The sequence below is a fragment of the Rhodomicrobium sp. Az07 genome, assembly GCF_018619475.1.
Classification (GTDB): domain Bacteria; phylum Pseudomonadota; class Alphaproteobacteria; order Rhizobiales; family Rhodomicrobiaceae; genus Rhodomicrobium.
This window is the reverse complement of sequence record NZ_JAHFZG010000016.1, coordinates 50,477-74,108: the sequence shown is the minus strand read 5'-3', so window position 1 is coordinate 74,108 and position 23,632 is coordinate 50,477. Positions and strand designations below refer to the sequence as shown.

Sequence of the window (23,632 nt, the reverse complement as noted above, 5' to 3'; positions counted from 1 at the left end):
TGCACAATTGCGCTTAAGTTTATACCGGCCATGCGCGTTTAGAGAGAATTACAATTGTGACTAAAACGCAGGGGAGAGCCGGCCCGGGCAGCCGCCGGAAACCGATGGATCAGAAACGCAGCGGCGCGCGAAAGGAGAGGGCGAAACCCGCTCGTCCAGGCGGCAACGCAGGCTTGAGGCTGCGACGTAACTGTCGCGGCGGCGGCGTGCCGGATGTCTGCGCCGGTGGAGGTGGAAAAAGAACCCGGGGAAGCGGGACGCTTCCCCGGGTGGGTGCTCGGTCCGCCTATTTCTTCTTGCCGAAGACCATGTCGAGCCACAGGCTGAACAGCGTCTTCTGTTCCTGCGGCTTTGCTTGTCGCTCACCGGGCCCGGCTTCGGGCGCGGCTTCCTGCTGCTGGGCAGAAGCGGCCTCCCGAGGCGGCGCGGCCTCGTAAACCGGAACGGGTTGCGGGTGCGCCGTCGGTTGAGGTGGCGAGGCTTCCTGATGCTGCGCAGGGGCGGCCTCGTCGGACGGCGTCGCGGCCTCGAATACCGGCACCGGCCGCGGCTCCGTCGGCGTCTCGCGCGCGCCATACTCCTGAACAGGCCCGGACGCGGCCGCCTCGGCGGGCGAGCCGAGATCGTGCGTCGCCTCGGCTACGTCGCGCGCGGAAACCGTATCGGCGGTTGCTGCCTCCGCGTTCACTGCCTGAGCGCCGTCCGGCTGCTCATCCATCGCTGTCTCAACGGCGGCAGGCCGCGGTTCAGGCTGCGGTTCCTGGGCAGCCTCTGAATGATCCGCATCGATCCCTGCGGGCGTTTCCGCATGCTCGGCATGCGCTTGCGGCTCGCTCGCCTCGTCCGCTGGCGCGCTTTCTAGGTGCTCGGCGATTTCCTCGACCCGGGCATGAGCTTCGCCCAGCGCGTCGGCCCCTCCGCCCTGAAGAACACCCTCGATGCTCGGATCGGCGGCGGGTGCGTAGGCCGGTGCGCCCTCGGATTCCGGCTCGGATGCGGACGCCTCACCTTGCGGCTCGTTATCCTGAGCGATCACGGCGTTGTCGTGCAGATGGGCCGGCGCGTCGCGATTCTGCACCGTCTCGATGCCGTGATCCGTCGCAACGTCCTCGACGCGCGCTTTCGCCTCTGCGGCGATATCGTCGAAGCTCGCCCCGCGCGGCTCCGGCGCGAAGCTGTCCGGCTCGGGAGCGGCTTCCTCTGCCGTTGCGACGTTTTCATGCAGGTGCGCGGGCGCTTCGTGATGGTGGACGGTTTCGATGCCGTGGCTCTTCGCCGCGTCCTCGACGCGCGCCTTCGAAGCGGTGGAAAGCTCATCGAAGCCCGGTCCTTCCGGAAGCTGCTGCCAGCTCGCGACCGCAACTTCGTCCGGCGAAATTTGCGCGGCAGGCGCTTCGGCGGGCTGCTCGCTCTCCCGCTCGGGCGAAGTGTCGCCGGAAGCGGATTCCGCCGCAACGCTTTCGTCCGACCCAGAATCGACGGCGACGACCTTTTCTTCGGCGGTCGCCTGCTCGGAAGGCGCGGCCTCTTCGGCCGCAGTGGTCGGCGTGTTCTCATCCTGCGCAGGTTCGGGTGCGTCGGCTGTGGATGACGCCTCAATGGCTGCGGGGGCGGGTTCGGGTTCGCTCGCCGTTACTGGCGCCGCTGACGAATCGTCGCCGGACGCAGGCAGGAAAGCGCGCACGGCATCGAGCTTCTTCGAGGCGACATAAAAGGCGTTGCCTTGCAGATCGAGTTCGACGGCAAGACGCGCGAGTTCGAGCGCCGACGCGAAGCTCGACGGCGAACCTTCGCTGGGCGGGATTTTCGCCCCGATCGCGTCGGCAAGGTCTTGAACGGCGCGTGTGGCCGCTTCGGCCTGCGCTCCAAGCTCGGCGCAAGCAGCCGCCTTGAGGCCGCTCAGCGCCTTTTGTAGGTCGTCGGATGCTCGCGTCATGTCTGGCTCCAGTTCGTTTTCCGTGGACTCGGAGTCAGAACGAAGCCGGGCCGTCAACCGAACCGCGCCTTGGATGCCTCGATCGCATCCTCGAATGTACGCAAACCTGTATGCGGAGCGCTGACGAGTACCGCCATATTACCCGGCCGATGCTCGTTCTTCCACATGCGCATATGCGCTTTCGGTATGTCGGTCCACGGAAAAACTTCACTCATGCACGGGTCAATTCGCCGCTCAATCATGAGTTTGTTAGCCTGGCTCGCCTGCAACAAATTGGCGAAGTGCGAACCCTGCAAGCGCTTCTGATGCATCCAGAGATATCGCGCGTCGAGCGTCAGATTGAAGCCCGTCGTGCCCGCGCAGATGACGACCATGCCGCCACGCTTAACGATGAAAATAGAGACGGGGATCGTGGCCTCGCCCGGATGCTCGAACACGAAGTCGACGTTGTTACCCTTGCCGGTGTGCTCCCATATCGCCGCGCCGAATTTGCGGACTTCCTTGAACCACTCCGCATATTCCGGCGTATTCACCTTCGGCAACTGGCCCCAGCACTTGAAGTCCTTGCGGTTGATGATGCCCTTGGCGCCGAGCTGCATGACGAAGTCGCGCTTGTCGTCCTCCGACACCACACCGATCGCGTTAGCACCGGAGGTGGCGCACAATTGCACCGCGAAGGAGCCGAGACCGCCCGACGCGCCCCAGACGAGCACATTATGGCCGGGGCGAAGCACGTGCGGGCGATGGCCAAACAGCATGCGGTAAGCGGTGGCGAGCGTCAGCGTGTAGCAGGCGCTCTCTTCCCACGTGAGATGCTTCGGCCGCGGCATGAGCTGGCGATCCTGCACGCGGGCAAACTGAGAGAAGCTCCCGTCTGCGGTCTCGTAACCCCAGATGCGCTGGGAGGGCGAGAACATCGGATCGCCGCCGTTACACTCCTCGTCGTCGCCGTCATCCTGGTTGCAATGCACAACGACTTCGTCGCCGACCTTCCAGCGCTTCACCTTCGAGCCGACAGCCCAGACGATGCCGGCGGCGTCAGAGCCGGCGATTTGATAAGGTTGCTTGTGCTGATCGAAAGTCGATACCGGCTTGCCGAGCGCGGCCCAAATGCCATTGTAATTGACACCTGCCGCCATGACGAGGATGAGCACGTCGTGGCTGTCGAGCTGCCACGTCGGCACGACTTCCATCTGCATGGCGTCTTCCGGCGGCCCATGGCGCTCGCGGCGGATCGCCCACGCATACATTTTCTCGGGGACATGGCCGAGCGGCGGAATTTCGCCGACTTCATAGAGATCCTTCAAGCCCTCCCCGGACGTGGAGGACGCGGATTGCTTGAACGCAATCACCTCACTCATTTTCTGCTCCTTGCAGTGGCAACCCGCAGGTTCTTATCTTTGGTTGCAGTGCAGCATGATCCTTTTTTGTTGGCAGGGCAATATTGGTAAAAAGTCGAGTGCGCGCACATGAGCGCCGCCGTCAGCTCTCATGACGGAAACGGACGGCGGCCGGATCTCGTTCCTCGAACCGAGTCCGGCCTGATTGACAGGGTGAATAAGGAATGCCCGCGCTACAACCTGCGGCGGCTTCGCCTTGCCGACGTGCAAGCGCCCGATGCTTTCCAGCCGCGCAAAAAGACGCCCGCCTGATCCGGCGGGCGCATGCCGACATCGCGATTATTCCGCCGCCTTGAGCGGCAGCCGCTGGCCCTTCGGCGCGCCTTGGCCGAAGCGCTTCTCGATATACTCCTGCACCATCACCATGAAGTCTTCGGCCATCGTCGGGCCGCGCAGGGTGGCGACCCGCTCGCCATCGACGAACACCGGCGCAGCAGGGGTCTCGCCCGTTCCCGGCAGCGAAATACCGATGTCGGCGTGCTTCGACTCGCCCGGCCCGTTCACCACGCAGCCCATGACCGCCACGTTCAGCGTTTCGACGCCCGGATAGGTTTTGCGCCACTCCGCCATGTTCTCATGCAGATGCTTCTCGATGTTCTGCCCGAGTTCCTGGAACAGCGTCGATGTCGTGCGACCGCAGCCGGGGCATGCCGCCACGATCGGCACGAAGGTGCGGAAGCCCATCGTTTGCAGAATTTGCTGCGCGACCTCGACTTCCTTCGTGCGGGCGCCGCCCGGCTCCGGCGTCAGCGAAACGCGGATCGTGTCGCCGATGCCCTTCTGAAGCAGGATGCCGAGCGCCGCCGCCGACGCAACGATGCCCTTTGAACCCATGCCCGCTTCGGTCAGGCCGAGGTGCAGCGCATTGTCGCAGCGCGCCGCAAGCAGCGTATAAACGCTGATCAGATCCTGAATCGCGCTGGTCTTCGCAGAGAGGATGATCTTGTCCTTGCCCATGCCGAGGCTTTCGGCGAGCTGCGCGCTTTTCAGCGCCGAGGTGACGATGGCCTCGTGCATGACCACGCGCGCTTCCTTCGGCTTCGCGGTGCGGGAGTTCTCATCCATCATCGCGGTCAGCAGATCCTGGTCGAGGCTGCCCCAGTTCACGCCGATGCGCACCGGCTTGTCGTGCTTGAGCGCGATCTCGATGATCCTGGAAAAGCGGTCGTCGCGGCTGTCGCGGAAGCCGACATTGCCGGGGTTGATGCGGTATTTCGCAAGCGCCTCGGCGCAGGCTGGGTGATCGGCGAGGAGCCGGTGGCCGATATAGTGGAAGTCGCCCACGAGCGGCACGTCGATGCCCTGCGCGAGCAGTCGGTCGCGGATATGCGGCACGGCGGCGGCGGCTTCGTCGCGGTCGACGGTGACGCGCACAAGTTCCGAGCCCGCTCGCACGAGGGCCGCGACCTGCGCGACGGTGCCGTCGACATCGGTGGTGGCTGTGTTCGTCATCGACTGCACAACGACCGGCGCGCCTCCGCCCACGGTCACGCCCCCAACCTTGACTGCGGTTGTCATGCGCCTCGGTTCACGCGTGTCGCTCATGGGTCCTTCTCCGGATCGCCGGTTTCTTTTGCCTTGGTCATAGGAGAAAACCCGCGCGAAGGCCAGCGTTCGAATTGGCGCGGCTGGGTGGTGAGGTTTTGATGCTGCGCCTGGGGTTAAGGACCGTCTCGACCGCCTTTCGAAATCGGCGACGACGTTGCCAGATAATTACCTTTGTGCTAAATACCCCGCGCGGGTTCAGGGGGCAGTTGTAATGAAGCAGAATTTTTTTGCTCGGCTCATTGGCGCAACAATATGTGTTTCAGCCGCTATGATGGTGGGTGTGTCTGCCCAAAACACCGGCAATCAGCCAAAATGGCTTTGTGCTCACCCAGAACAGGCAAAAGTTATATCGAGTATTTCCACACTTTACTTTTCGACCCAGGTCGACATAGGGCTCCTTGGTTGTCGTTCCGGCGACAAATTAATCACGTGTAACTTTGTATTAACAAATAAATCTTACCGAATTCAATTCCCTTTGAAGGGGATTCCATTCTACGCAAAACTGAGAGATAAATTCAAAATTTATCACGAATCAGTTCAGTTTTTCTTATTTGATGGCCGCTGCCAAGAAGTGGAATCTATTGATCTGTTTCCTGACGAATCAGTGCTTTTTACTCAGTCATTTGGAGGAGAAACGGAAGGGGTGACAGAATTTGTTATTATTATGAATGGTGAACATTTGGTGGGTTCTATAGAAAGATAGAGCGCTTTTATTTGCTAATCGCAGAGACCACTTGAGAAATCGCTTCGTTAAGGGCTTTCCTTCGAGGTGGGAATGCATCAGTTGGTGCGCTTACGCCTATAACTTCAGAGGCCTTGATAGTTTTTCCACTTTTGATATCAGTTACGCTGAGTGCTAATTTCACTGAAACCGACGATACAAAAAAGCCGTCTCTTTCTGAAAATCGGCGATCATTGAAATTCTCAATAAAATCGGTGAAGTATATTATGTAGTCAACCTTATGACAAGGGTTGGTTGTTTCTGTAGTAAAACCTAATTCCTCCAATCGGAGAGATGCATCATTGGCCAAGGTCGGCCACCTTTCTGTGTCCTTTGTGAGAATGCAAATCCGATAATTAGGTTTTGCGATGCTAGCAGGCGATGATGGCTTCTGTTCTGGTAATGCTTTTTTTTCATCTGGTCGTCTAATGCGTAGCTCTTGCGGAGTTTTGTTATCTTTAATCGATTCCTGGTCTTGGTTTGTAGATTTATCAGATGTCAACTTGGCCGGTTTTGTCTCTGGTTCCGCGTCGCTTGACCCAGTTTTCGTCGCATCAGTGCTGGCGACTTGTCGGCGGCAACTCTGAGGTTCATGAATGGCTCTGACGAGAGAACATGCAAACTCGGGAATTAGGTCGCGGTCTTTGTAGATGGCGAGCAGTGATGCAGCAACAGAAATGGATCCGATCAGCAGGGTTCCGAACCAGGTAAACCGCATAGGGAAATCCCGATTGAAATGAATTCTTGTTCGCGAGGACGGCCGGGTTCCGATGGCAACAAAGGTCAAGCTCGAACTTAGCAAAATCGCAGCTGGAAGCAAAAGATTTCGTCCGCCCCAGCCACTTGCTACCCGGAATGGCCAGCCGGGAGCGTTCATACCGTACCCCCGCTCCTCAGTATGCTTACGAACGGTCGATCAGGGGAGATGTCTTGGCTTGATTGAATCGCGAAAAGGCCGCTCCCAACCCGTCTTGAACCCGACAGATCAACGCCCCCGCAAAGCAAGCGCAGGCACCGCCGCAACGAAGAATAGCGCCGCGAGCGCCAGCACGATGGACGGCCCCGCCGCCGTGTCGAGCTTCAGCGACAGGAACAGCCCGCCCGCCACGGCCACCGCCGCCGCCAGCGCCGCCAGCGCCGCCATCTGCTCGGGCGTCTTCGCGAAGGGCCGCGCCACCGCCGCCGGGAAGATCATCAGCGACGTGATCAACAGGATGCCGATCACCTTCATGGCGAGCGCCACCGTCACGGCGATCAGCAGGATGAACGCGGTTTCTGTGCGCCGCACGCGCACCCCCTCGGCGGCGGCGAGTTCCTCATGCACCGTCAACGCGAGAAGCGGACGCCACAACAGCGCCAGCGCCGCGAGTACTGCCGCCGCGCCGCCCCAGATCCAGAAAACGTCGGCCCGCGACACGGCGAGGATATCGCCGAAAAGGTAGCCCATCAGGTCGAGCCGCGCGCCGCTCACGAAATTCGCTGCGATGAGGCCGGAGGCCAGCGCGACATGCGCGAGGATGCCGAGCAGCGTGTCGTAAGGGATCGCGCGTTGCGTTTGCAGGCCCGACAGCAGCAGCGCCATGGCGACGGCGGTCACGATCACGCCGAGCGTCAGGTCCACGCCGAGCAGGAAGCCGAGCGCCACGCCGAGCAGCCCGGAATAGGCCACCGTCTCGCCGAAATAGGCCATGCGCCGCCACACCACGAAGCAGCCGAGCGGAGCGGCGAGCGCCGCCGCGCCCAAACCGGCAAGCACGGCGCGGGTCTCGAAATCGTCGAGCATCTCAGCCCTTGCCCCCGCCGCCGCCGCAAATGTCGCCGGAAAGCGTGTGCCTGTGATCGTGGCGGTGGCCGTAGATGCCGAGGCTCGCGGCGGCCTCCGGGCCGAACAGCCGCATATATTCGGGATGCGCGGCCACGTGTTGCGGCACGCCCTCGCAGCAGATATGGCGATTGAGGCAGACGACGCGGTCGCTCGCGCCGAGCACGACATGCAAATCGTGCGAGATGAGAAGCACCCCGCAGCGGCGGCGCGCGCGGATGCTTGCGATGAGGTCGTAGAGTTGCGCGGCGCCCGCGAAATCGACGGCGCGGGCCGGTTCGTCGAGCACGAGGAGATCGGGTTCACGGGCGAGCGCGCGGGCCAGCAGCACGCGCTGAAACTCGCCGCCGGAAAGGTCGGTCATCTGGGCGTCGGCAAGCGAGGCCGCGCCCGTCTCGGCGAGGCATTCGAGCGCGCGCTCTTTCGATATGGCGGCGTTCAGATGCATGAAGCGCCGCACGGACAGCGGCATGATCCGCTCGACCGGGAAGCGCTGCGGCACATAGCCGACGGTTAGCCCGGCGCGGCGCAGCACCCGGCCGGAGGTTGGCGCGACGAGGCCCAGCAGCACGCGGGCGAGCGTGGTCTTGCCCGCGCCGTTCGGCCCGATCAGCGTGACGATTTCGCCCTCATGCACGGCGACGCCGACATTCTCAAGCACAGGTTTGCCGCGGAAGGAAATCGAGACGTGCTCCGCCGCCACCAGCGCCGAGCCGGGCGCGCTCACCGTGCGATCATGGGCACCATCGGCAGCGCGCGTCAGCATGTGGCCGCTCTTCTCCTCGCGCACTCGTCGCACAGGCCGCTCACCTCCACGACCGTCCGCCGTATCATGAAGCCGGTTGCTTGCGTCGCCGCCGCGATGGCGCGATAGGCATCCGGCGCGGCAGCCTCGATGACGCGGTCGCAATCCTCGCAGACAAGCGTGATCGTATGCGCCGCGCATTCATGATCGGCCATGCAGGCAAAGAACGCGTTGCGGCTTTCGAGGCGATGAACGAGGCCCGCCGACTGAAGCACCTCGAGAATTCGGTAGATCGAAACGGGAGCCACGCGCTTGCCGCTCTTCGCCAGAACATCGATCAGATCGTAGGCGCTCACCGGCTTGTGGCTCGTCGCCACCTCAAGGAAAACCTGCTCGCGCAATGCCGTCCATTTGATGCCCTGTTCGAGGCAACGCGCCTTGGCGCGGCCGAGCGCTGTGTTCAGACAGACGCAATGGTCGTGATCCTGCGGCGGAAAGGCGGGGAAAGACGTGCTCATGCCAGAAGATGTAACGTTATAACGTAAAAGAAGCAACGACACGGATGCGCCCCGACTTTCACTGACGGAAGCTGTTTCCGAGGACTGCATGACCCCCCGGAGCGGGGTGAGATGCATGGTCTCCGGCTTTTTCGGTCGGCCCTGCCTATTTTCGCGCCATCTCTCCACAGTGACTTTATTTTGGGCGATAGCAGGAACGCAGCCGGACCCATTTCGAAATTCGCGTGTTTGGAATGTAAAGCCGTGAAACGGGCGGTTTAACGCCATTAAGGAAAGTCTTGCGTAAATGAAAATCGCACAAATTGCACCTCTCTCTGAAAGCTGCCCACCGCAATTTTACGGCGGGACTGAACGAATTGTTTATTATATGACAGAAGAACTTGTTCGCCAAGGACATGAAGTAACGCTATTTGCGAGTGGCGATTCCAGGACGACGGCCGAACTCGTATCCTGCTGTGAAATGGGTCTTCGCCTCAACTCGGAAGTACAAAATCCATTGCCTCATCAGATCGCTATGCTAGAACATGTTCGAAAACGGGAGCGGGACTTCGATATACTCCATTTCCACATTGATTTTATCCAATTCCCCATGATTTCGCCCTTCGCGAACAAGACCGTGACAACCCTTCACGGCCGTCTCGATCTTCCCGACCTGCCTCCGTTCTTTTCGGCGTTCCGAAACGTGCCGCTTTCCTCGATTTCCTATCATCAGCGTATTCCGGTGCCGTCTTGTGCGCGGTGGGCAGGGAACGTCTATCACGGGCTGCCGCGCGATCGTCTTCCGTTTTCGCCCGCGCCAAAGGGCGGGTACCTCGCTTTCCTCGGCCGGATATCCCCGGAGAAGAGGCCCGACCGCGCAATCGAGATCGCCGCGCGCACCGGCATGCCGCTCAAGATCGCGGCGAAGATCGACAAGGTCGATCACGCGTATTGGAGGGAAAAGATCGAGCCGATGATAAAGGCGACGCCCGGCGTCGAGTATATCGGCGAGATCAACGAGCAGCAAAAGGGCGCGTTCCTCGGTGATGCCGCCGCCCTCCTCTTCCCCATCGACTGGCCCGAGCCTTTCGGCCTTGTCATGATCGAGGCAATGGCCTGCGGCACGCCGGTAATCGCGTTCCGTTGCGGCTCCGTATCGGAAGTCGTCGACGACGGCGTGAGCGGGTACGTGGTCGAGAGCATCGACGAAGCGGTGAAAGCGGTTTCGCGCCTTCCCGGCCTCGACCGCGCAGGCGTTCGCGCCGCGTTCGAGAACCGTTTCACCGCCGAGCGCATGGCGAAGGACTATATCAAGATTTATCAATCTCTCATCGGGCAGGCGCGCCAAGAGACCGATTATCCGCGCCGCATCAACGGGCACGATCTCGGCATGCGGCTTCCGATCTGACGTTCGAGCTGCTGCTCAGGCGCGATGGTACGGATGCCCCTGGAGGATCGTCATCGCGCGGTAAAGCTGCTCGGCCAGCACGATGCGCACGAGACCGTGCGGCAGCGTCATCTTGCCGAGCGACAGCTTGAAATGCGCGGCGCTTTTCAGCGTCTCGCCATGCCCGTCCGGCCCGCCGATGGCGAATGCCACATCCAGCGCTTCATCGCGCAACCGCGAAACCATCGCCGTGAATTCGTATGAGGTGAGAGACTGGCCGCTTTCGTCGAGCGCTACGAGCCGCGCGCCGCCGATACGCTTGAGAAGTTCGTGCGCCTCGGCTTCCTTGCGTTCCGCCACGCTTTCGCTGCGCCCTTCGCCGGTCTCGAAAACCGCCATAGGCCCCATGGCGAGGTTGCGCGCGGACGCGTTGAACAGATCGAAATAGCGGTTGAACTGCGTCTGCTCGGCACCGTTCTTGAGGCGGCCGACGGCCAGGATGGATATTTTCATCCGGCCGCCCGCCGATAGGAGCAGAACCCGATTTTAGTCGGCAGCGTCGCGTTGCGGCCGGTCCGAGGTCCACATCTTCTCAATGTTATAGAATTCGCGCGCTTCCGGACGGAACACATGAACGATAACGTCGCCCGCATCGATAAGAACCCAGTCGCAGAGAGGCATCCCTTCGACACGTGTATCGCGGACGCCCGCTTCCTTCAACTTATCCATGAGCTGGTCCGCGATGGCGCCCACATGACGTTGTGAACGTCCCGAAGCCACGATCATGAAATCGGCGATTGAAGTCTTGCCCTCGACGTCGATTGTGACGATGTCGACAGCCTTGGCGTCCTCAAGCGCGTCCACGACGAGATGGGCGAGGGATGCGGGAACCGCGACGGCGCTATTGGCGTGGCGCGGGCGGAGTTCTGTGAACTCCTGTTTCTGCGCGTTTGGCGTCAGCTTCAAAACCCTTCTACAAATGCTCCAGTCAGAGTGCAGGGCATTCCGAGTCCGTAATGTGCATCAGATTTGTCGAATTTTCAAGACAGCCTCGGATAATTGGGCGGCGCGACGCTACCGGCGAGCGAAGGGCGCGTCGGTTATCATGCCGGTTGCGCCGGCGCGGCGGGCGGAATGCCGGCGTCCGGGGTGGCCGGCTCCGGTTGAGGCTCCGCCCTTTGCTTGCGTCGCCCGCCGAAGCCGCGCAGCAGACTCTCCGCGCCGTCGCGGAAGCGCTCGAACCCGTGCATGATGGACTCGCCGCGCCGCAAGCGCTTGTCGAGCGCCGCCATGGTCTTGGCGAGGCCGGGATCGTCGTCGTCGACCCACACGCGGAAGACGCGCCCGTAGATGCCGAGCAGGCCCTGCACACGGACCAGCCCCGTTCCGCCCTCGCCGGAAAGGCCCGCCGCCGCCAGCATCCAGTATTGCGACTTCAGCGCCGGGCGCAGTTGCTGAAGCGCCTCGCCGGGCGTGGCGTCCTCACCGATCCGGCGGATCGCGGGCTTGTAGGGCTGCATGATCTCGAAGCGCGTCAGCAGCACGTCGAACAAGCGGTCGCGCGCCACATCGGGGCCGGGCGCGGGGAATTTTTCGAGCACCGCCAGATCGACCGCGCGGACGAAGGCGGCGAGGATCTGCGCCTTGCTTTGAAATTCTTTCCGAAACTCGATCAGCGGAATTTGCGCTTCCGCCGCGATCTCGCCTAAGCTCAGATCGCGCCAGCCCCGCGTCTCGGCAAGCTTCAGCGCCGCCTTGATGATGCGGTCGCGATGGGTGTATCCGTCAAGCATGGTCGCGCCTCCTCAATCACACGATGAGATATCGCGTGCCAGCGGCGCGGGTTCAATGCCGCTTTTCCATGAGGGGATCGTCGCAAGCGGACGTGCGACATCGACAGCCGGTCCTTTTCGCGCAGGCGAGCAGTCTCCTCCGAGAATGCAGTCCTTCGCCACGCTATGCCCGAGCATCGCCATCAGCGGTTCAAGCCGCGGATCGTGGACGCCGAGCTGCCGCAAATGCTGGACGGTATTCACAACGTAATCGATGTTCGGCCCGGCACGGCCCCGGCTGCGTCTTACCATTGCCGCCTGCATTTCGAGCGGCACGCGCCCGGTATATTGCCGGTGATGACGCCTCATGAAAAAGCACAGCGCGAGCACCGTGCGGCCGCTTCCGTCGAGCAGCTTCACCGGGCGCTTCACGGCTGCGTAAACGTTGTTCATGTTCTCGCGGCGCTTCAGATAGTGACGCGTATCGAGGTCGAGGCGCGGCGGAACGCGGAAGGCCATGCCATCGCACCGGCCGCCCTTGTCGAGGCCGAGCACCAGCCCCGGCACCGATTTCGTTCCCCTGTGAATGAAGGAATAGCAGCACAGTTCGCGATGCGCGCCTTCGAGCAGCGCGCGCGAGGAGTCCTCGAAAACGAAGCCGGGCCGCCACATCAGCGAGCCGTAACCGAAAATCCAGAGGTCCACAGTCTCGATCCGTCGGGCGGGATGCCCGAGTCGCGCCTCTTACACTGCCGCAGCCCCGCGCGCAAAGACTTCCGCTCCGCGAAACGTCGGGAAGCCGAGCCTAAGGTTTCTTCGGCGGGGGCGTGCGGCCGAAGTTCGGCGCCGGGCTTTCCTGACCCGCGTCGATGATGCTGCGGCGAACGGCGCGCGTCCGCGTGAACTTGTCGAACAGCTTGTCGCCCTCGCCCCAGCGGATATGACGCTGCATGGCCGCGAGATCTTCCGTGAAGCGGCCGAGAATTTCGAGCACCGCTTCCTTGTTGTTGATGAAGATGTCGCGCCACATCGTGGGGTCGGACGCGGCGATGCGTGTGAAGTCGCGGAAACCGGACGCCGAAAACTTGATGACCTCGCTCTTTTTTTCTTCTTCGAGGTCGGCCACCGTGCCCACGATGTTGTAGGCGATCAGATGCGGCAGATGCGAGGTGATGGCGAGCACGAGGTCGTGATGTCTCGGCTCCATGAGTTCGACATGCGCGCCGCACGCTTCCCAGAACGCCTTGAGCTTCGCCACGGCGGCTTCGTCCGCATCCGGCAGCGGCGTGAGGATGGTCCAGCGCTCGTCGAACAGTTCCGCGAAGCCGGATTCGGGGCCGGAAAATTCCGTGCCCGCGATGGGATGGCCGGGAATGAAATGCACATGCGGCGGAAGGTGCGGGGCGACCGCGTCCACCACCGCTTGCTTGACGGAACCCGCGTCGGAGAGGATCGCGCCATCCTTCAGATGCGGTGCGATTTCCTGCGCCAGCGCGTCGAACGTGCCGACCGGCGTGCAGAGGATCACCAGATCCGCGCCCTTGACCGCGTCTGCGGCATGCTCGAAGACCTCGTCCGCGAGACGCAGGCGGCGCACGGTCTCACGCGTGGCTTCGGTGCGCGCCGCTGCCGCAATCGTGCGCGCGAGTTTGGCGCGGCGCATCGCGTGGCTCAACGACGAACCGATGAGGCCCACGCCGATCAGCGCGACACGCTCGAACATGGGCGCGTCCGTCATCGTTCGGTGAACTCGTGCAGCGCTTCGAGCACGGTGTAGTTCTCCTCTTCGAGACCGATGGTCATGCGCAGGGCATGCGGCAGCTTGTACGCGCCGACCTGACGCAGAATGATGCGCCGCTCGTTCAGGAAAGCGTCGGCGTCCTGCGCGGTGCGGCCCGGCTCGAAGCCGAACGGGATGAGCACGAAATTGCCCGCGCTGGCCCGCACGTCGTAACCCATCTTTCGAAGCTCAAGCGTGACGATGTCGCGCCACGTGTTGTTGTGCGTCTTGGCGTTCTCCAGATGATCCTTGTCGGCGAGCGCTGCAATCGCCGCATCCATCGAGGGCTGCGCGAGGTTGAACGGGCTGCGAATGCGGTTCAGCGCGTCCGCGATAGCCGCAGGCGCGTAGGCCCAGCCGACACGCGCGGCCGCGAGACCGAAAATCTTCGAGAACGTGCGCGTCATGATGGTGTTCGGCGTGGTCGCCACCATCTCGATGCCAGCTTCGTAATCGTTGCGATTCACATATTCGGCATAAGCGCCGTCGAGAACGAGCAGCACGTTTTCCGGCAGAGCGGCGCGAAGGCGGCGCACCTCCTGATGCGGCAGATAGGTGCCGGTCGGGTTGTTCGGATTCGCGATGAACACGGCCTTCGTTCGGGGCGTCACGCGTTCGAGAATCGATTCGATGCTCGCGGTGAGGTTTTTCTCCGGCGCGACGACCGGTTCCGCGCCCGCCGCGAGAATCGCGATTCGGTAAACGAGAAAGCCATGCTCGGTGTAGATCGCCTCGTCGCCGGGGCCGAGATAGGCCTGCGCCAGAAGGTGGAACAACTCGTCAGAACCGTTCCCGCAGACAATGTGCGCCGGATTCAGCCCGTAGGCCGCGCCGATGGCCTCGCGAAGCGCCGTGCAGGCGCCGTCGGGATAGCGGTCGAGATGGCTCGCTGCGGCGCGATAGGCTTCGACCGCGTGCGGCGAGGGGCCGAGCGGCGTTTCATTCGACGACAGCTTGATGACCGGACCCGCGCCCGCGAGCTTCGACCGACCCGGAACATACGGATCGATGGCGAGCACGCCGGACCGGGGGCTTGGAGCCTCTCCGCGAACCACCTGTTTTCTCCTTGGAAGGGGCGTTGTGATGCGCGCTTATAGACCCAACTTGCGGCGCTGGACAATATGCGGAGGCAGGCCCGCTTCAAATCGTTGCGATGAGGGGCGGGCGAGACGCTGGAGACGGGGCGCGCAAAACGGCGTCCCAATACAGGCACGGCCGGGATGGGATATCATTCAGGTGCCCGGGGCTATCGCCGTTTGGGCATCCCGCCTGTCTCAAGATCGGCAAGCCGGGTGCGGCGAAGAGTGACGCCGGAACGCAGTTTCGAGGTGATTCGCATGACTTATGACGACCAGACAATCGCGGCGCGGCTCAAGGCGGAGCTGCCGAACTGGACGCACGCCCACGGCTATCTGCGCCGCACCTACAAGACGAAGAACTGGAAAGCGACGATGATGCTCGTCAACGCCATCGGCTATCTGGCCGAGACGGCGTGGCATCATCCCGACCTGCTGGTTTCGTTTTCGTCGGTGGAACTCAGGCTGCGCACGCACGACGCGGACGGCATAACCGACAAGGATTTCGAGCTGGCGGCGAAGGTCGAGGCGCTCGTGGGCTGGAAGGACGGCAATCGCATTCTGGGCGAGTGAGGGCGATTCGGACGGGCGCCAAACAAAAAAGGCCGGGCGATGCCCGGCCTCGTGTTGTCGCTTTCGCAATGTTGCGGATCAGGCGAAGTCGCCGCCGTCGTCGCCGAAGCCCCAACTGTCGTCGCCGCCGCCGCTGTTATCGGCATAGTCGGACTGCGGGAAGCTTTCGCCGGCGTCGGCCGCCGCTTCGGGATTGGCAGCGGCAGCAGCCTGCGTCACAGCGCTGTCGCTTCCGAACATCGAACTGATGCCCGAGAACAGCAACGCGCCGCCCGCTACGCCGACCGCCGTCGTGGCCGCGTTGCGCAGGAACCCGCCCTGCTGCTGGGGCTGCATAGCCGGGCCACCCTGATAGGGCGGCTGCTGGCCATAGCCCTGCTGCTGGGGCGCGCCCCACGGGTTACGCGCCTGCGGCTGTTGAGGCTGCGCGCCACCGCCGAAAAGGCCGCCAAGGAAGCCGCCGGACTGACGCGGTGCGGACGCCTCGGCCGCCTGCCGCTGCAAATCCTGCATCTGCGCTTCCGCGTTTTTCAGCGCGAATTCCTGCATGATCACGGTTTGGGCGAGGATGTAAACCGTCTCCGGGCGCTCCTGAGCGAGACGGCGCAGAAACTCTTCCGCCTCGGGGTCTTTCTGCTGCGGGGGTACGCTACGCACGCGCTGGGCGAGATCGCCAAGAAGACGCTGTTCTTCGGGTGTCATCGAGTGTGCCTCCGGTTTGGTGCGAAACGCCTGCGGATCGATCCCCCTGCGGAACCGTTGCCCTGCCGCCTCTCGCGCCGCCTCCCTTCGTTCGAGAGGCGATTCTGGTGTCAGATAGGAGTTCACTGGCGCCGTGAAAGATGGCAAAACCGCGAAAATTTGATGAAGATGTTCGGGCGGTTTTCCGACCTTGGCTGGAGCCGACTTTCGTCGCGCAACGTTCCTCGGGCGTTGGCCCGGTGCGGGCGAATTCCCTGCCCGGCAGAAACGCCTCATTTTGAGGCAGTCGCACCTATGGGATCCCTTTCGGCAAGGCGCCTCTACGGCGACACGCTCACTGGACCTGTTCTCACCGACGCGATTTGCTCGACTACAACCTGGAGCGAGAATTATTACAATTTCGTGACTGTTCTTTTCGCTGTTGCCGATCGATATTTATCGATGTCAATTGTATTTATTTGAGGACACGCTGGAAAAAGCACGCGATAGCGGTTGCTTCCAATCGCGTGATTTCTTATATTCGCCCTATCGATTTGGCCGGACGATTTGGGCCGTTTCGCCTCGCCTTTCGCGCTAGGCCACGTGTTCCTACCTCTCCACCCGTCGACTACCGTCGCGCCGCTTCGGCTGCGTGGCAAATTTCTATCTAGCGAAAGGACTTCCCCATGAATATGGGCGTCGTGAAATGGTACAACAGCCAAAAAGGCTACGGCTTCATTCAGCCCGATGACGGCGGCAAGGATGTGTTCGTGCACGTCAGCGCCCTTGAGCGCGCCGGCCTCCGTGGTCTCGTTGAAGGCCAGAAGGTTTCGTTCGAAATCCAGACCGACCGCCGTACCGGCAAGACCTCTGCGGGCAATCTGCAGGTCGCGTAAACAGCGGTTTTTTTTCGAGAGCGCGGGAGACCGCGCTCTTTTTTTGTCCTTTTCGGCGCGCTTGAGCTTCTGAACGCGGCAGTGGTCCGATACCGACATTTGCATCTGTTTGCAGCACCCTCGCAAGCAAAACCGGGACTCAAATGTCAAATCCGCTCCACTAGCATGCCTTAACCACGGCGTCGTTTTTGACCGGGCGTGCGTGCCTTATTCCATCTCTCCCAAAGGTAGTGCTTTTCAAGCGCCTTGCCGATGCTTATTATTTAAGCGTCGGGCGGGAATGCGCGGGTTTCGGCATCTTGTTTGCATGGGGGACATCATCGGTTCCAGATTGGCAACGGGTTCAGCATTGGGTCAATCTCCAAATCAGACGTTTAATTTTCCTCCATGCGGCTGGACCCCCTTCCATTGGCCATCTCACGTCCGACATAAAATCAGGGCACTCTCGACCGATCTCGTGGCGATGAAGTGTCTGCCGAGCAGCCTTGCCGGGTCGATTTACCCTGGCCCTCTTGGGGCAGAGAGAAGGTGCATGGGGCTCCTCACGCTCACTCCAGGACTTATCTCCAACGAAGATCAGCGGGGTCGCGATGTCGACTGACTTGTTTGACACCTATGCGCGCGGTTTCGAGGCAAGACGCGAAACCGTTATGAGTCTGGCGGAGTATCTGAAGGGGTGCAAAACAGATCCGCTCATGTACGCCTCTCCACACGAGAGGCTGCTGGCCGCCATTGGCGAGCCCGAGATGGTGGATACCTCAAAGGATTCCCGTCTCGGCCGCATCTTCATGAACCGCACCATCCGCGTTTACCCGGCCTTCGCCGAGTTTTACGGCATGGAAGAGACGATCGAGCGGATCGTCGCTTTCTTCCGTCAGGGCGCGCAAGGCCTTGAGGAGCGCAAGCAGATCCTCTATCTGCTCGGCCCCGTTGGCGGCGGCAAGTCTTCGCTTGCCGAGCGCATCAAGGCCTTGATGGAGCACAAGCCGATCTATGTGCTGAAGGCGGGCGACGCGTTGTCTCCCATTTTCGAAAGCCCGCTCTGCCTGTTCGACCGCGAGACGATGGGCGACCGCATCGAAGAGGACTACGGCATCCCCAAGCGCCGTCTCACGGGCCTCATGAGCCCGTGGTGTCTGAAGCGGCTCGATGAATTCGGCGGCGACATCACGAAGTTCAAGGTCGCGAAGATATCTCCGTCACGGCTGCGCCAGATCGCAATTGCCAAGACGGAGCCGGGCGACGAGAACAATCAGGACGTTTCCTCGCTCGTCGGCAAGGTGGACATCCGCCGCCTCGAACTGCTCGCTCAGAACGATCCGGACGCCTACTCCTACTCCGGCGGCCTGAACCGCGCGAACCAGGGCGTGCTCGAATTCGTCGAGATGTTCAAGGCGCCGATCAAGATGCTGCATCCGCTCCTGACCGCGACGCAGGACGGTAACTATGTCGGCTCCGAGAATATCGGGTCGATCCCGTACAACGGCATCATCATGGCCCACTCGAACGAAGCCGAGTGGCGCAGCTTCAAGAACAACAAGACGAACGAAGCCTTCATCGACCGTATCTATGTGATCAAGGTTCCGTACTGCCTGCGCGTTCAAGAGGAAGAGCAGATCTACGACAAGCTCATCCGCACATCGGAGCTGGCGAACGCTCCGTGCGCTCCAGGCACGCTCGGAATGTTGGCGCGCTTCTCGGTGCTGTCGCGCCTCAAGCCTCACGAGAATTCGAGCCTTTACGCCAAGATGCGGGTCTATGACGGCGAAAGCCTGAAAGAGGTCGATCCGAAGGCCCGCACCATGCAGGAATACCGCGATCATGCGGGCGTGGATGAAGGGATGGACGGCATCTCGACGCGCTTCGCGTTCAAGACGCTGTCGGCCACCTACAACCACGACACGCAGGAAGTGGGCGCCGACCCGGTGCATCTCATGTATGTGCTGGAACAGGCTATCCGCCGGGAGCAATACCCCGACGACATCGAAAGCGCGTATATCGAGTTCATAAAGACGGAACTCGGTCCCCGTTATGCTGAGTTCATCGGGAACGAGATCCAGAAAGCCTACCTCGAATCCTATCACGACTACGGCCAGAACCTGTTCGACAGGTACGTCGCCTATGCCGATGCGTGGATCGAGGATCAGGACTTCAAGGACGCCGACACCGGGCAACTCCTGAATCGCGAGCTTCTCAATCAGGAGCTTTCGAAGATCGAGAAGCCGGCCGGTATCGCGAACCCGAAGGACTTTCGCAACGAGGTCGTCAAGTTTACACTGAGGGCAAGAGCGCAGCGCGGCGGCAAGAACCCGAGTTGGACGAGCTACGAGAAAATTCGGGAAGTCATCGAGCGGCGGATGTTCAGCCAGGTGGAAGACCTGCTACCTGTGATCAGCTTCGGTTCGAAGAAGGACGGCGAAACGGAGAAGAAGCACAGCGAATTCGTCGAGCGGATGGTGACGCGAGGCTACACAGAGCGTCAGGTTCGCAGGCTTGTGGAATGGTACATGCGAGTTAGACAGGCGGGCTAGGCAACGAAACGTGTACATCATTGATCGGCGTCGCGATGCGAGCGGCAAGAGTCTAGGCAACAGGCAGCGGTTCATCCGCCGGGCTCGGGCGCTTGTCCGGCACGCGGTGCGGGAAGCATCCAAAGACCGCAAGATCACGGACACGGGCAAGGGCGGCGAGATTGTCGTGCCCGTGGATGGCGTTCATGAGCCGTCTCTGCGCCGAAGCAGCAAGGGCGGGACGCGCGAGTATCTTCTGCCCGGCAACAAGAGCTACATCGAGGGCGACGCCATAGAGCGGCCGCCCTCGGGTGGCGGCAAGGGCGGCGCGAGCGCGGACGGAAACGGCGAAGACGAGTTTCGCTTCGCGCTTTCCGACGAGGAGTTCATCGACCTCTTCCTCGAAGACCTCGAACTTCCCGACCTTGCCAAGCGTCAGGTCATGGGCGAGGGCAAGGAGCAGCCGCGCCGCGCGGGCTACCGCTCGTCCGGTCCGCCGTCGTCGCTGTCGATCCAGCAGACCATGCGCAAGAGCCTCGCCCGCCGCATCGCGCTCCGGCGTCCGAAGGTGGAAGAGATCGCCGACCTCGAAGCGCAGCTCAAGGCGCTCGAAGAGGAAGGCGGCCACGAGGACAAAATCCTCGAAATCCGCGAAGCATTGAAGAAGCAGGCGAAGCGGTCTATCGCCATCCCGTTCATCGATCCGGTCGACGTGCGCTATCGCCGCTTCGAGATGGAGCCGAAACCCGTGGCGCAGGCGGTCATGTTCTGCCTGATGGACGTGTCCGGCTCCATGGACGAACATCTGAAGGATCTGGCGAAGCGCTTCTACAGCCTTCTCTACCTGTTCCTCAGCCGCCGTTATCGCTATGTCGAGGTGGTGTTCATCCGCCACACGCATGAGGCGAAGGAAGTGGACGAGGACACGTTCTTCCACAGCCGCGAGACGGGCGGCACCGTGGTTTCGACCGCTCTCGAAGAAATGATCAAGGTCATGCATGACCGCTACCCGCCCGGCGTCTGGAATATTTACGCCGCGCAGGCTTCGGACGGCGACAACCTGCCGATCGACAACGAAAAGACTGTCTCGCTGCTGAAGACGTCGATCCTGCCGCTCTGCCAGTATTACGCCTACATCGAGGTTGGCCGCGAGCCGGAGGAGCGCCGCCGTTCGGTGGAGCCGCCCAGCACGCTCTGGCGCGCCTATGACATGATCCTCTCGCCGAAACTGCCTATGGCGATGCGAAAAGTTCGCGACCGCCGCGACATCTATCCTGTCTTCCGGGAGTTGTTCGAACGGAAGAGCAACGCAGCAACCTCGGGGGTCTGATGACGACGGCGACGGCAGGCAGAGACGACCCGCTTCTGTTCAAGGATGCCAACTGGGATTTCGACACCCTCTCGCGCATCTATGACGGTGTGGCGGAGATCGGTGACGAGTTGAAGCTCGACATCTATCGGCCGCGCATCGAGGTGATAACGACCGAGCAGATGCTGGACGCCTACGCCTCAACCGGCATGCCGCTATTCTATCGACACTGGTCCTTCGGCAAGCAGTTCGTGCGCAACGAAACGCTTTATCGCAAGGGCTGGCAGGGCCTCGCCTACGAAATCGTCATCAACTCGAACCCGTGCGTCGTGTATCTCCTCGAAGAAAACACCGCGACCATGCAGACGCTGGTGCTCGCTCACGCGGCCTACGGGCATAATCACTTCTTCAAGAACAATTACGTCTTCAAGCAGTGGACCGACGCGGACGGCATCCTCGATTATCTGGCCTTCGCGAAGAATTTCATCGCGGATTGCGAAGAAAAGTACGGTCAGGCCGAGGTTGAGCGCGTGCTCGACGCGGCCCATGCCCTGCAAAATCAGGGCATTCACCGCTATCCCGGCAAGCGGCAGATGGACCTTCGCTCCGAGCAGAAGCGCGAGCACGAGCGGCGCGAGCATGGCGAGCGGCTGTTCAACGATCTCTGGCGCACCGTGCCGGAAGGGCAGGGCAAGAAGGCCAAGAAACGCACGACGGAACGAGACCGTCGCCGCGCGCTTCTGGGGTTGCCCGAGGAAAATGTCCTCTACTTCCTCGAAAAGACCTCGCCGCGTCTCCGGCCATGGCAGCGTGAGGTCATCCGCATCGTCCGCCTCATCGCGCAATATTTCTATCCGCAGCGCCAGACGAAAATGATGAACGAGGGCTGCGCCACCTACACCCATTACGAGATCATGCAGCGGCTCTACGATCGCGGTCGCATCACGGAAGGCTCGTATCTCGAATTCCTGCATTCGCACACGAATGTCGTGGCGCAGCCGGACTTCGACGACCGCCGCTATTACGGCCTCAATCCCTATGCGCTCGGCTTCACCATGATGAAGGACATCGAGCGCATGTGCGTGAACCCGACGGCGGAAGACCGCGCCTGGTTCCCGGATATGGCGGGCAACGGCGACCCGGTCGAGACGCTCAAGGATATCTGGGCGAACTACCGCGACGAAAGCTTCGTCTCGCAGTTTCTCAGCCCCGCCGTGATCCGCAAGATGGGCCTGTTCCTGGTGACGGACGACGCCCGCGAAAAGGATCTGTCTGTCGACGCCATCCACGACGAGCGCGGTTATATGCGCGTTCGCCGGGCGCTCGCGCGGCATTACGACGTGTCGCGCCACGACCCCGACATCCAGATCGTGGACGTGGACCTTGAAGGCGACCGCCGCCTCGTCCTGCGCCACAGCGTGATCGACGGCGTCATGCTGGAGGAGGAGGACGCCGAGCGCGTGCTTCAGCACCTCGCAAACCTTTGGGGCTACGAGGTTCACCTCACGGAAGAAAACGACAAGGGCGACATCTCCACCAAGCATACGGCGGAGCCTGTTCACCCGTTCGTTTAGCGAGTTTTTCAGCCGGGGCGCGTACAACTACCTTGAACGGAGCCTTTGCTCCGATGCGTGGCCCTTGCCGGAAAACTCTGATGCCCTTCGAAATCGAACGGAAATTTCTGGTGGCGAACGATAGCTGGCGGGCGTATGCCGACGGCGGCTCCATGATCCGTCAAGCCTACCTCGCTAACACCGGGAAGATGTCGCTGCGCATCCGGACGCGAGACGGTCGCGCGACGCTGACGATGAAATCGGCGGGCGTGGGCATCCGCCGCCTGGAGTTCGAATACGACATCCCGCCCGATCACGCGGTCGCGCTCATGGAGCTTCGCGAGGGCTCGATCATTGAAAAGCGCCGCCATCTGCTGCCGTGGCACGGTCTCACATGGGAAATCGACGTGTTTCAGGGCGAGAACGAAGGTCTCGTCGTGGCCGAAATCGAACTTCCGCACGAGGACCACGGTTTCCCGCTGCCTCTCTGGATCGGCGCGGAAATCAGCGGCGACCCTCGCTATTCGAACGCGAGCCTCTGCAAGCGGCCTTTCTCGCAGTGGGGAGAGCGTGCGGCAGGGGGCTGCCCCGTCATTTCGGAAAGTTGATCGACCTCGATCGGTCCAGGGCGAAATCGAGTCCGAACGCGGATAAGTTTACCCAGCAAGCACTTAGCGGCCCGATGCGAGCGCCGGTGCACGCGCGCGCCTCTCCGGCAGCGAGCATAGACTTGTCCATTTGTCATCTCCCGGTCATTCTCGAAGAACAGCATTTGCGAATAATGAGGGAGGATCAGCATGGACCCGAAAACCACAGCGCTTGTGCTTATCGAATACCAGAACGATTTCGTGAAACCGGGCGGCGCACATCATGAGGGCGTCAAGGAAGTGATGGAGAGCACAAACATGCTCGCCAATACGCTCGCGACCGTCGAAGAGGCGCGACGCCACGGCGTAACCGTCATGCACGCCGCTATCAGCTTCGCGGAAGGATATCCCGAAATTCCTGCGAACCCTTACGGCATCCTCGCGGGCGTCGTAGGGGCGAAGGCGTTTCGGAAAGGCACATGGGGCGCGGAGATCATCGAGGAACTGACGCCGCAACCGGGCGATATCGTCATCGAAGGAAAGCGCGGCCTCGATTGCTTCGCCAGCACAAACCTCGATTTCGTGTTGCGCCAGCGCGGCGTGACGGACGTCGTGCTTGCTGGCTTCCTCACCAATTGCTGCGTGGAAAGCACCATGCGTTCGGCCTATGAGCGCGGGTTTCGCGTCGTCACGCTGACCGATTGCACGGCGGCGCTGAGCGAGGAAGAACAGCGCGTCGCCACGACGCGAGACTTCGCGATGTTCTCGCGTCCGCTGACGCACGATGCGTTTCTCGCGGAGCTTGGCGCTTAAGTCGGCGCCCATCATTCCCGGCCACG

At 61.7% G+C, this 23,632-nt stretch carries 23 protein-coding genes; 9 read left to right on the top strand and 14 right to left on the bottom strand.

Translation table 11 applies throughout. The features are described from left to right. Nucleotides 1–286 precede the first annotated feature (286 nt). From KKP04_RS12360 to ispG, 3 genes are all read right to left on the bottom strand, one after another. Nucleotides 287–1,936, bottom strand: a complete 1,650-nt coding sequence (locus KKP04_RS12360) for a hypothetical protein (RefSeq protein ID WP_215031705.1) — start codon at nt 1,934–1,936, stop codon at nt 287–289. A gap of 53 nt (nt 1,937–1,989) precedes the next feature. Then, nucleotides 1,990–3,297 carry a crotonyl-CoA carboxylase/reductase gene (ccrA, locus tag KKP04_RS12355; RefSeq protein ID WP_215031703.1) on the bottom strand — a complete coding sequence of 436 codons (1,308 nt, stop codon included), beginning with the start codon at nt 3,295–3,297 and terminating at the stop codon, nt 1,990–1,992. Between the two features lie 318 nt (nt 3,298–3,615). After that, on the bottom strand, nt 3,616–4,881 hold the full coding sequence (ispG, locus tag KKP04_RS12350; RefSeq protein WP_215031701.1) for a flavodoxin-dependent (E)-4-hydroxy-3-methylbut-2-enyl-diphosphate synthase: 1,266 nt from the start codon (nt 4,879–4,881) through the stop codon (nt 3,616–3,618). Nucleotides 4,882–5,095: 214 nt separating this feature from the next. Here ispG and KKP04_RS12345 point away from each other — a divergent pair, with 214 nt between their 5' ends. Further along, the gene (locus KKP04_RS12345) at nt 5,096–5,587 is read left to right on the top strand and encodes a hypothetical protein (RefSeq protein WP_215031699.1); all 492 of its coding nucleotides are present in this window, start codon (nt 5,096–5,098) and stop codon (nt 5,585–5,587) included. A 7-nt stretch (nt 5,588–5,594) separates the two neighbouring features. Here the strand turns inward: KKP04_RS12345 and KKP04_RS12340 are convergent, their stop codons facing one another. The 4 genes from KKP04_RS12340 to KKP04_RS12325 form a co-directional block, all read right to left on the bottom strand. Then, entirely contained in the window at nt 5,595–6,482 is an 888-nt protein-coding gene (locus KKP04_RS12340) for a hypothetical protein (protein WP_215031696.1), read from the bottom strand. 108 nt (nt 6,483–6,590) lie between these two features. Continuing rightward, a complete protein-coding gene (locus KKP04_RS12335; protein WP_215031691.1) occupies nt 6,591–7,388 on the bottom strand; it encodes a metal ABC transporter permease in 798 nt (265 codons plus the stop codon). Between the two features lies 1 nt (nt 7,389). Beyond that, nucleotides 7,390–8,193 carry an ATP-binding cassette domain-containing protein gene (locus KKP04_RS12330; RefSeq protein ID WP_215031688.1) on the bottom strand — a complete coding sequence of 268 codons (804 nt, stop codon included), beginning with the start codon at nt 8,191–8,193 and terminating at the stop codon, nt 7,390–7,392. Next, complete coding sequence (locus KKP04_RS12325; protein ID WP_215031685.1) at nt 8,187–8,690, bottom strand: Fur family transcriptional regulator; 504 nt, start codon at nt 8,688–8,690, stop codon at nt 8,187–8,189. Before KKP04_RS12325 ends, KKP04_RS12330 begins: the two co-directional genes overlap by 7 nt. 286 nt (nt 8,691–8,976) lie before the next feature. Between KKP04_RS12325 and KKP04_RS12320 the strand changes: the two genes are divergently transcribed. Continuing rightward, nucleotides 8,977–10,077: a glycosyltransferase family 4 protein gene (locus tag KKP04_RS12320; RefSeq protein WP_215031682.1), complete on the top strand. Its 1,101-nt coding sequence runs from the start codon at nt 8,977–8,979 to the stop codon at nt 10,075–10,077. A 15-nt stretch (nt 10,078–10,092) separates the two neighbouring features. Here the strand turns inward: KKP04_RS12320 and rlmH are convergent, their stop codons facing one another. The 6 genes from rlmH to hisC all read right to left on the bottom strand — a co-directional run bounded on the left by rlmH (nt 10,093) and on the right by hisC (nt 14,663). After that, nucleotides 10,093–10,569 (bottom strand): 23S rRNA (pseudouridine(1915)-N(3))-methyltransferase RlmH, encoded by a 477-nt coding sequence (gene rlmH / locus KKP04_RS12315; protein WP_215031679.1) that lies wholly within the window; start codon nt 10,567–10,569, stop codon nt 10,093–10,095. A 33-nt stretch (nt 10,570–10,602) separates the two neighbouring features. After that, a complete protein-coding gene (rsfS, locus tag KKP04_RS12310; protein ID WP_251134085.1) occupies nt 10,603–11,022 on the bottom strand; it encodes a ribosome silencing factor in 420 nt (139 codons plus the stop codon). A 137-nt stretch (nt 11,023–11,159) separates the two neighbouring features. Next, nucleotides 11,160–11,849 (bottom strand): TetR family transcriptional regulator, encoded by a 690-nt coding sequence (locus KKP04_RS12305; RefSeq protein WP_215031676.1) that lies wholly within the window; start codon nt 11,847–11,849, stop codon nt 11,160–11,162. A gap of 12 nt (nt 11,850–11,861) precedes the next feature. Then, nucleotides 11,862–12,533 carry a gamma-glutamylcyclotransferase gene (locus tag KKP04_RS12300; protein WP_215031673.1) on the bottom strand — a complete coding sequence of 224 codons (672 nt, stop codon included), beginning with the start codon at nt 12,531–12,533 and terminating at the stop codon, nt 11,862–11,864. 100 nt (nt 12,534–12,633) lie between these two features. Then, on the bottom strand, nt 12,634–13,566 hold the full coding sequence (locus KKP04_RS12295; protein ID WP_215031669.1) for a prephenate/arogenate dehydrogenase family protein: 933 nt from the start codon (nt 13,564–13,566) through the stop codon (nt 12,634–12,636). Further along, nucleotides 13,563–14,663 (bottom strand): histidinol-phosphate transaminase, encoded by a 1,101-nt coding sequence (gene hisC, locus KKP04_RS12290; protein ID WP_215031666.1) that lies wholly within the window; start codon nt 14,661–14,663, stop codon nt 13,563–13,565. The genes KKP04_RS12295 and hisC overlap by 4 nt, the downstream gene beginning before the upstream one ends. Nucleotides 14,664–14,945: 282 nt before the next feature. Between hisC and KKP04_RS12285 the strand changes: the two genes are divergently transcribed. Beyond that, complete coding sequence (locus KKP04_RS12285; RefSeq protein WP_215031662.1) at nt 14,946–15,257, top strand: 4a-hydroxytetrahydrobiopterin dehydratase; 312 nt, start codon at nt 14,946–14,948, stop codon at nt 15,255–15,257. A 78-nt stretch (nt 15,258–15,335) separates the two neighbouring features. Here KKP04_RS12285 and KKP04_RS12280 read toward each other — a convergent pair whose 3' ends face one another. Further along, the gene (locus KKP04_RS12280; RefSeq protein WP_215031659.1) at nt 15,336–15,959 is read right to left on the bottom strand and encodes a DUF2076 domain-containing protein; all 624 of its coding nucleotides are present in this window, start codon (nt 15,957–15,959) and stop codon (nt 15,336–15,338) included. 665 nt (nt 15,960–16,624) lie between these two features. Between KKP04_RS12280 and KKP04_RS12275 the strand changes: the two genes are divergently transcribed. The 6 genes from KKP04_RS12275 to KKP04_RS12250 all read left to right on the top strand — a co-directional run bounded on the left by KKP04_RS12275 (nt 16,625) and on the right by KKP04_RS12250 (nt 23,606). Beyond that, nucleotides 16,625–16,834: a cold-shock protein gene (locus KKP04_RS12275; protein ID WP_037239553.1), complete on the top strand. Its 210-nt coding sequence runs from the start codon at nt 16,625–16,627 to the stop codon at nt 16,832–16,834. Between the two features lie 590 nt (nt 16,835–17,424). Beyond that, nucleotides 17,425–19,365 carry a PrkA family serine protein kinase gene (locus tag KKP04_RS12270; protein ID WP_215031656.1) on the top strand — a complete coding sequence of 647 codons (1,941 nt, stop codon included), beginning with the start codon at nt 17,425–17,427 and terminating at the stop codon, nt 19,363–19,365. 10 nt (nt 19,366–19,375) lie between these two features. After that, on the top strand, nt 19,376–20,674 hold the full coding sequence (locus KKP04_RS12265; protein WP_215031654.1) for a YeaH/YhbH family protein: 1,299 nt from the start codon (nt 19,376–19,378) through the stop codon (nt 20,672–20,674). Continuing rightward, the gene (locus KKP04_RS12260) at nt 20,674–22,227 is read left to right on the top strand and encodes a SpoVR family protein (protein ID WP_215031652.1); all 1,554 of its coding nucleotides are present in this window, start codon (nt 20,674–20,676) and stop codon (nt 22,225–22,227) included. Before KKP04_RS12265 ends, KKP04_RS12260 begins: the two co-directional genes overlap by 1 nt. Before the next feature lie 80 nt (nt 22,228–22,307). Beyond that, nucleotides 22,308–22,814, top strand: coding sequence for a CYTH domain-containing protein (locus KKP04_RS12255; protein WP_215031650.1), 507 nt, complete (start codon nt 22,308–22,310; stop codon nt 22,812–22,814). A 189-nt stretch (nt 22,815–23,003) separates the two neighbouring features. After that, on the top strand, nt 23,004–23,606 hold the full coding sequence (locus tag KKP04_RS12250; protein WP_215031648.1) for an isochorismatase family cysteine hydrolase: 603 nt from the start codon (nt 23,004–23,006) through the stop codon (nt 23,604–23,606). Nucleotides 23,607–23,632 lie beyond the last annotated feature (26 nt).

Bases quoted from the DNA above. Each gene is read 5' to 3' on its own strand.
- KKP04_RS12305 (WP_215031676.1), bottom strand. From the start codon at position 11,849: ATGCTTGACGGATACACCCATCGCGACCGCATCATCAAGGCGGCGCTG.
- rlmH (WP_215031679.1), bottom strand. From the start codon at position 10,569: ATGAAAATATCCATCCTGGCCGTCGGCCGCCTCAAGAACGGTGCCGAG.
- KKP04_RS12335 (WP_215031691.1), bottom strand. From the start codon at position 7,388: ATGCTCGACGATTTCGAGACCCGCGCCGTGCTTGCCGGTTTGGGCGCG.
- ccrA (WP_215031703.1), bottom strand. From the start codon at position 3,297: ATGAGTGAGGTGATTGCGTTCAAGCAATCCGCGTCCTCCACGTCCGGG.
- KKP04_RS12295 (WP_215031669.1), bottom strand. From the start codon at position 13,566: ATGACGGACGCGCCCATGTTCGAGCGTGTCGCGCTGATCGGCGTGGGC.
- KKP04_RS12325 (WP_215031685.1), bottom strand. From the start codon at position 8,690: ATGAGCACGTCTTTCCCCGCCTTTCCGCCGCAGGATCACGACCATTGC.
- KKP04_RS12285 (WP_215031662.1), top strand. From the start codon at position 14,946: ATGACTTATGACGACCAGACAATCGCGGCGCGGCTCAAGGCGGAGCTG.
- KKP04_RS12345 (WP_215031699.1), top strand. From the start codon at position 5,096: ATGAAGCAGAATTTTTTTGCTCGGCTCATTGGCGCAACAATATGTGTT.
- KKP04_RS12255 (WP_215031650.1), top strand. From the start codon at position 22,308: ATGCCCTTCGAAATCGAACGGAAATTTCTGGTGGCGAACGATAGCTGG.
- KKP04_RS12360 (WP_215031705.1), bottom strand. From the start codon at position 1,936: ATGACGCGAGCATCCGACGACCTACAAAAGGCGCTGAGCGGCCTCAAG.
- KKP04_RS12280 (WP_215031659.1), bottom strand. From the start codon at position 15,959: ATGACACCCGAAGAACAGCGTCTTCTTGGCGATCTCGCCCAGCGCGTG.
- KKP04_RS12270 (WP_215031656.1), top strand. From the start codon at position 17,425: ATGTCGACTGACTTGTTTGACACCTATGCGCGCGGTTTCGAGGCAAGA.
- KKP04_RS12330 (WP_215031688.1), bottom strand. From the start codon at position 8,193: ATGCTGACGCGCGCTGCCGATGGTGCCCATGATCGCACGGTGAGCGCG.
- KKP04_RS12320 (WP_215031682.1), top strand. From the start codon at position 8,977: ATGAAAATCGCACAAATTGCACCTCTCTCTGAAAGCTGCCCACCGCAA.
- KKP04_RS12260 (WP_215031652.1), top strand. From the start codon at position 20,674: ATGACGACGGCGACGGCAGGCAGAGACGACCCGCTTCTGTTCAAGGAT.
- KKP04_RS12340 (WP_215031696.1), bottom strand. From the start codon at position 6,482: ATGAACGCTCCCGGCTGGCCATTCCGGGTAGCAAGTGGCTGGGGCGGA.
- KKP04_RS12275 (WP_037239553.1), top strand. From the start codon at position 16,625: ATGAATATGGGCGTCGTGAAATGGTACAACAGCCAAAAAGGCTACGGC.
- ispG (WP_215031701.1), bottom strand. From the start codon at position 4,881: ATGAGCGACACGCGTGAACCGAGGCGCATGACAACCGCAGTCAAGGTT.
- KKP04_RS12250 (WP_215031648.1), top strand. From the start codon at position 23,004: ATGGACCCGAAAACCACAGCGCTTGTGCTTATCGAATACCAGAACGAT.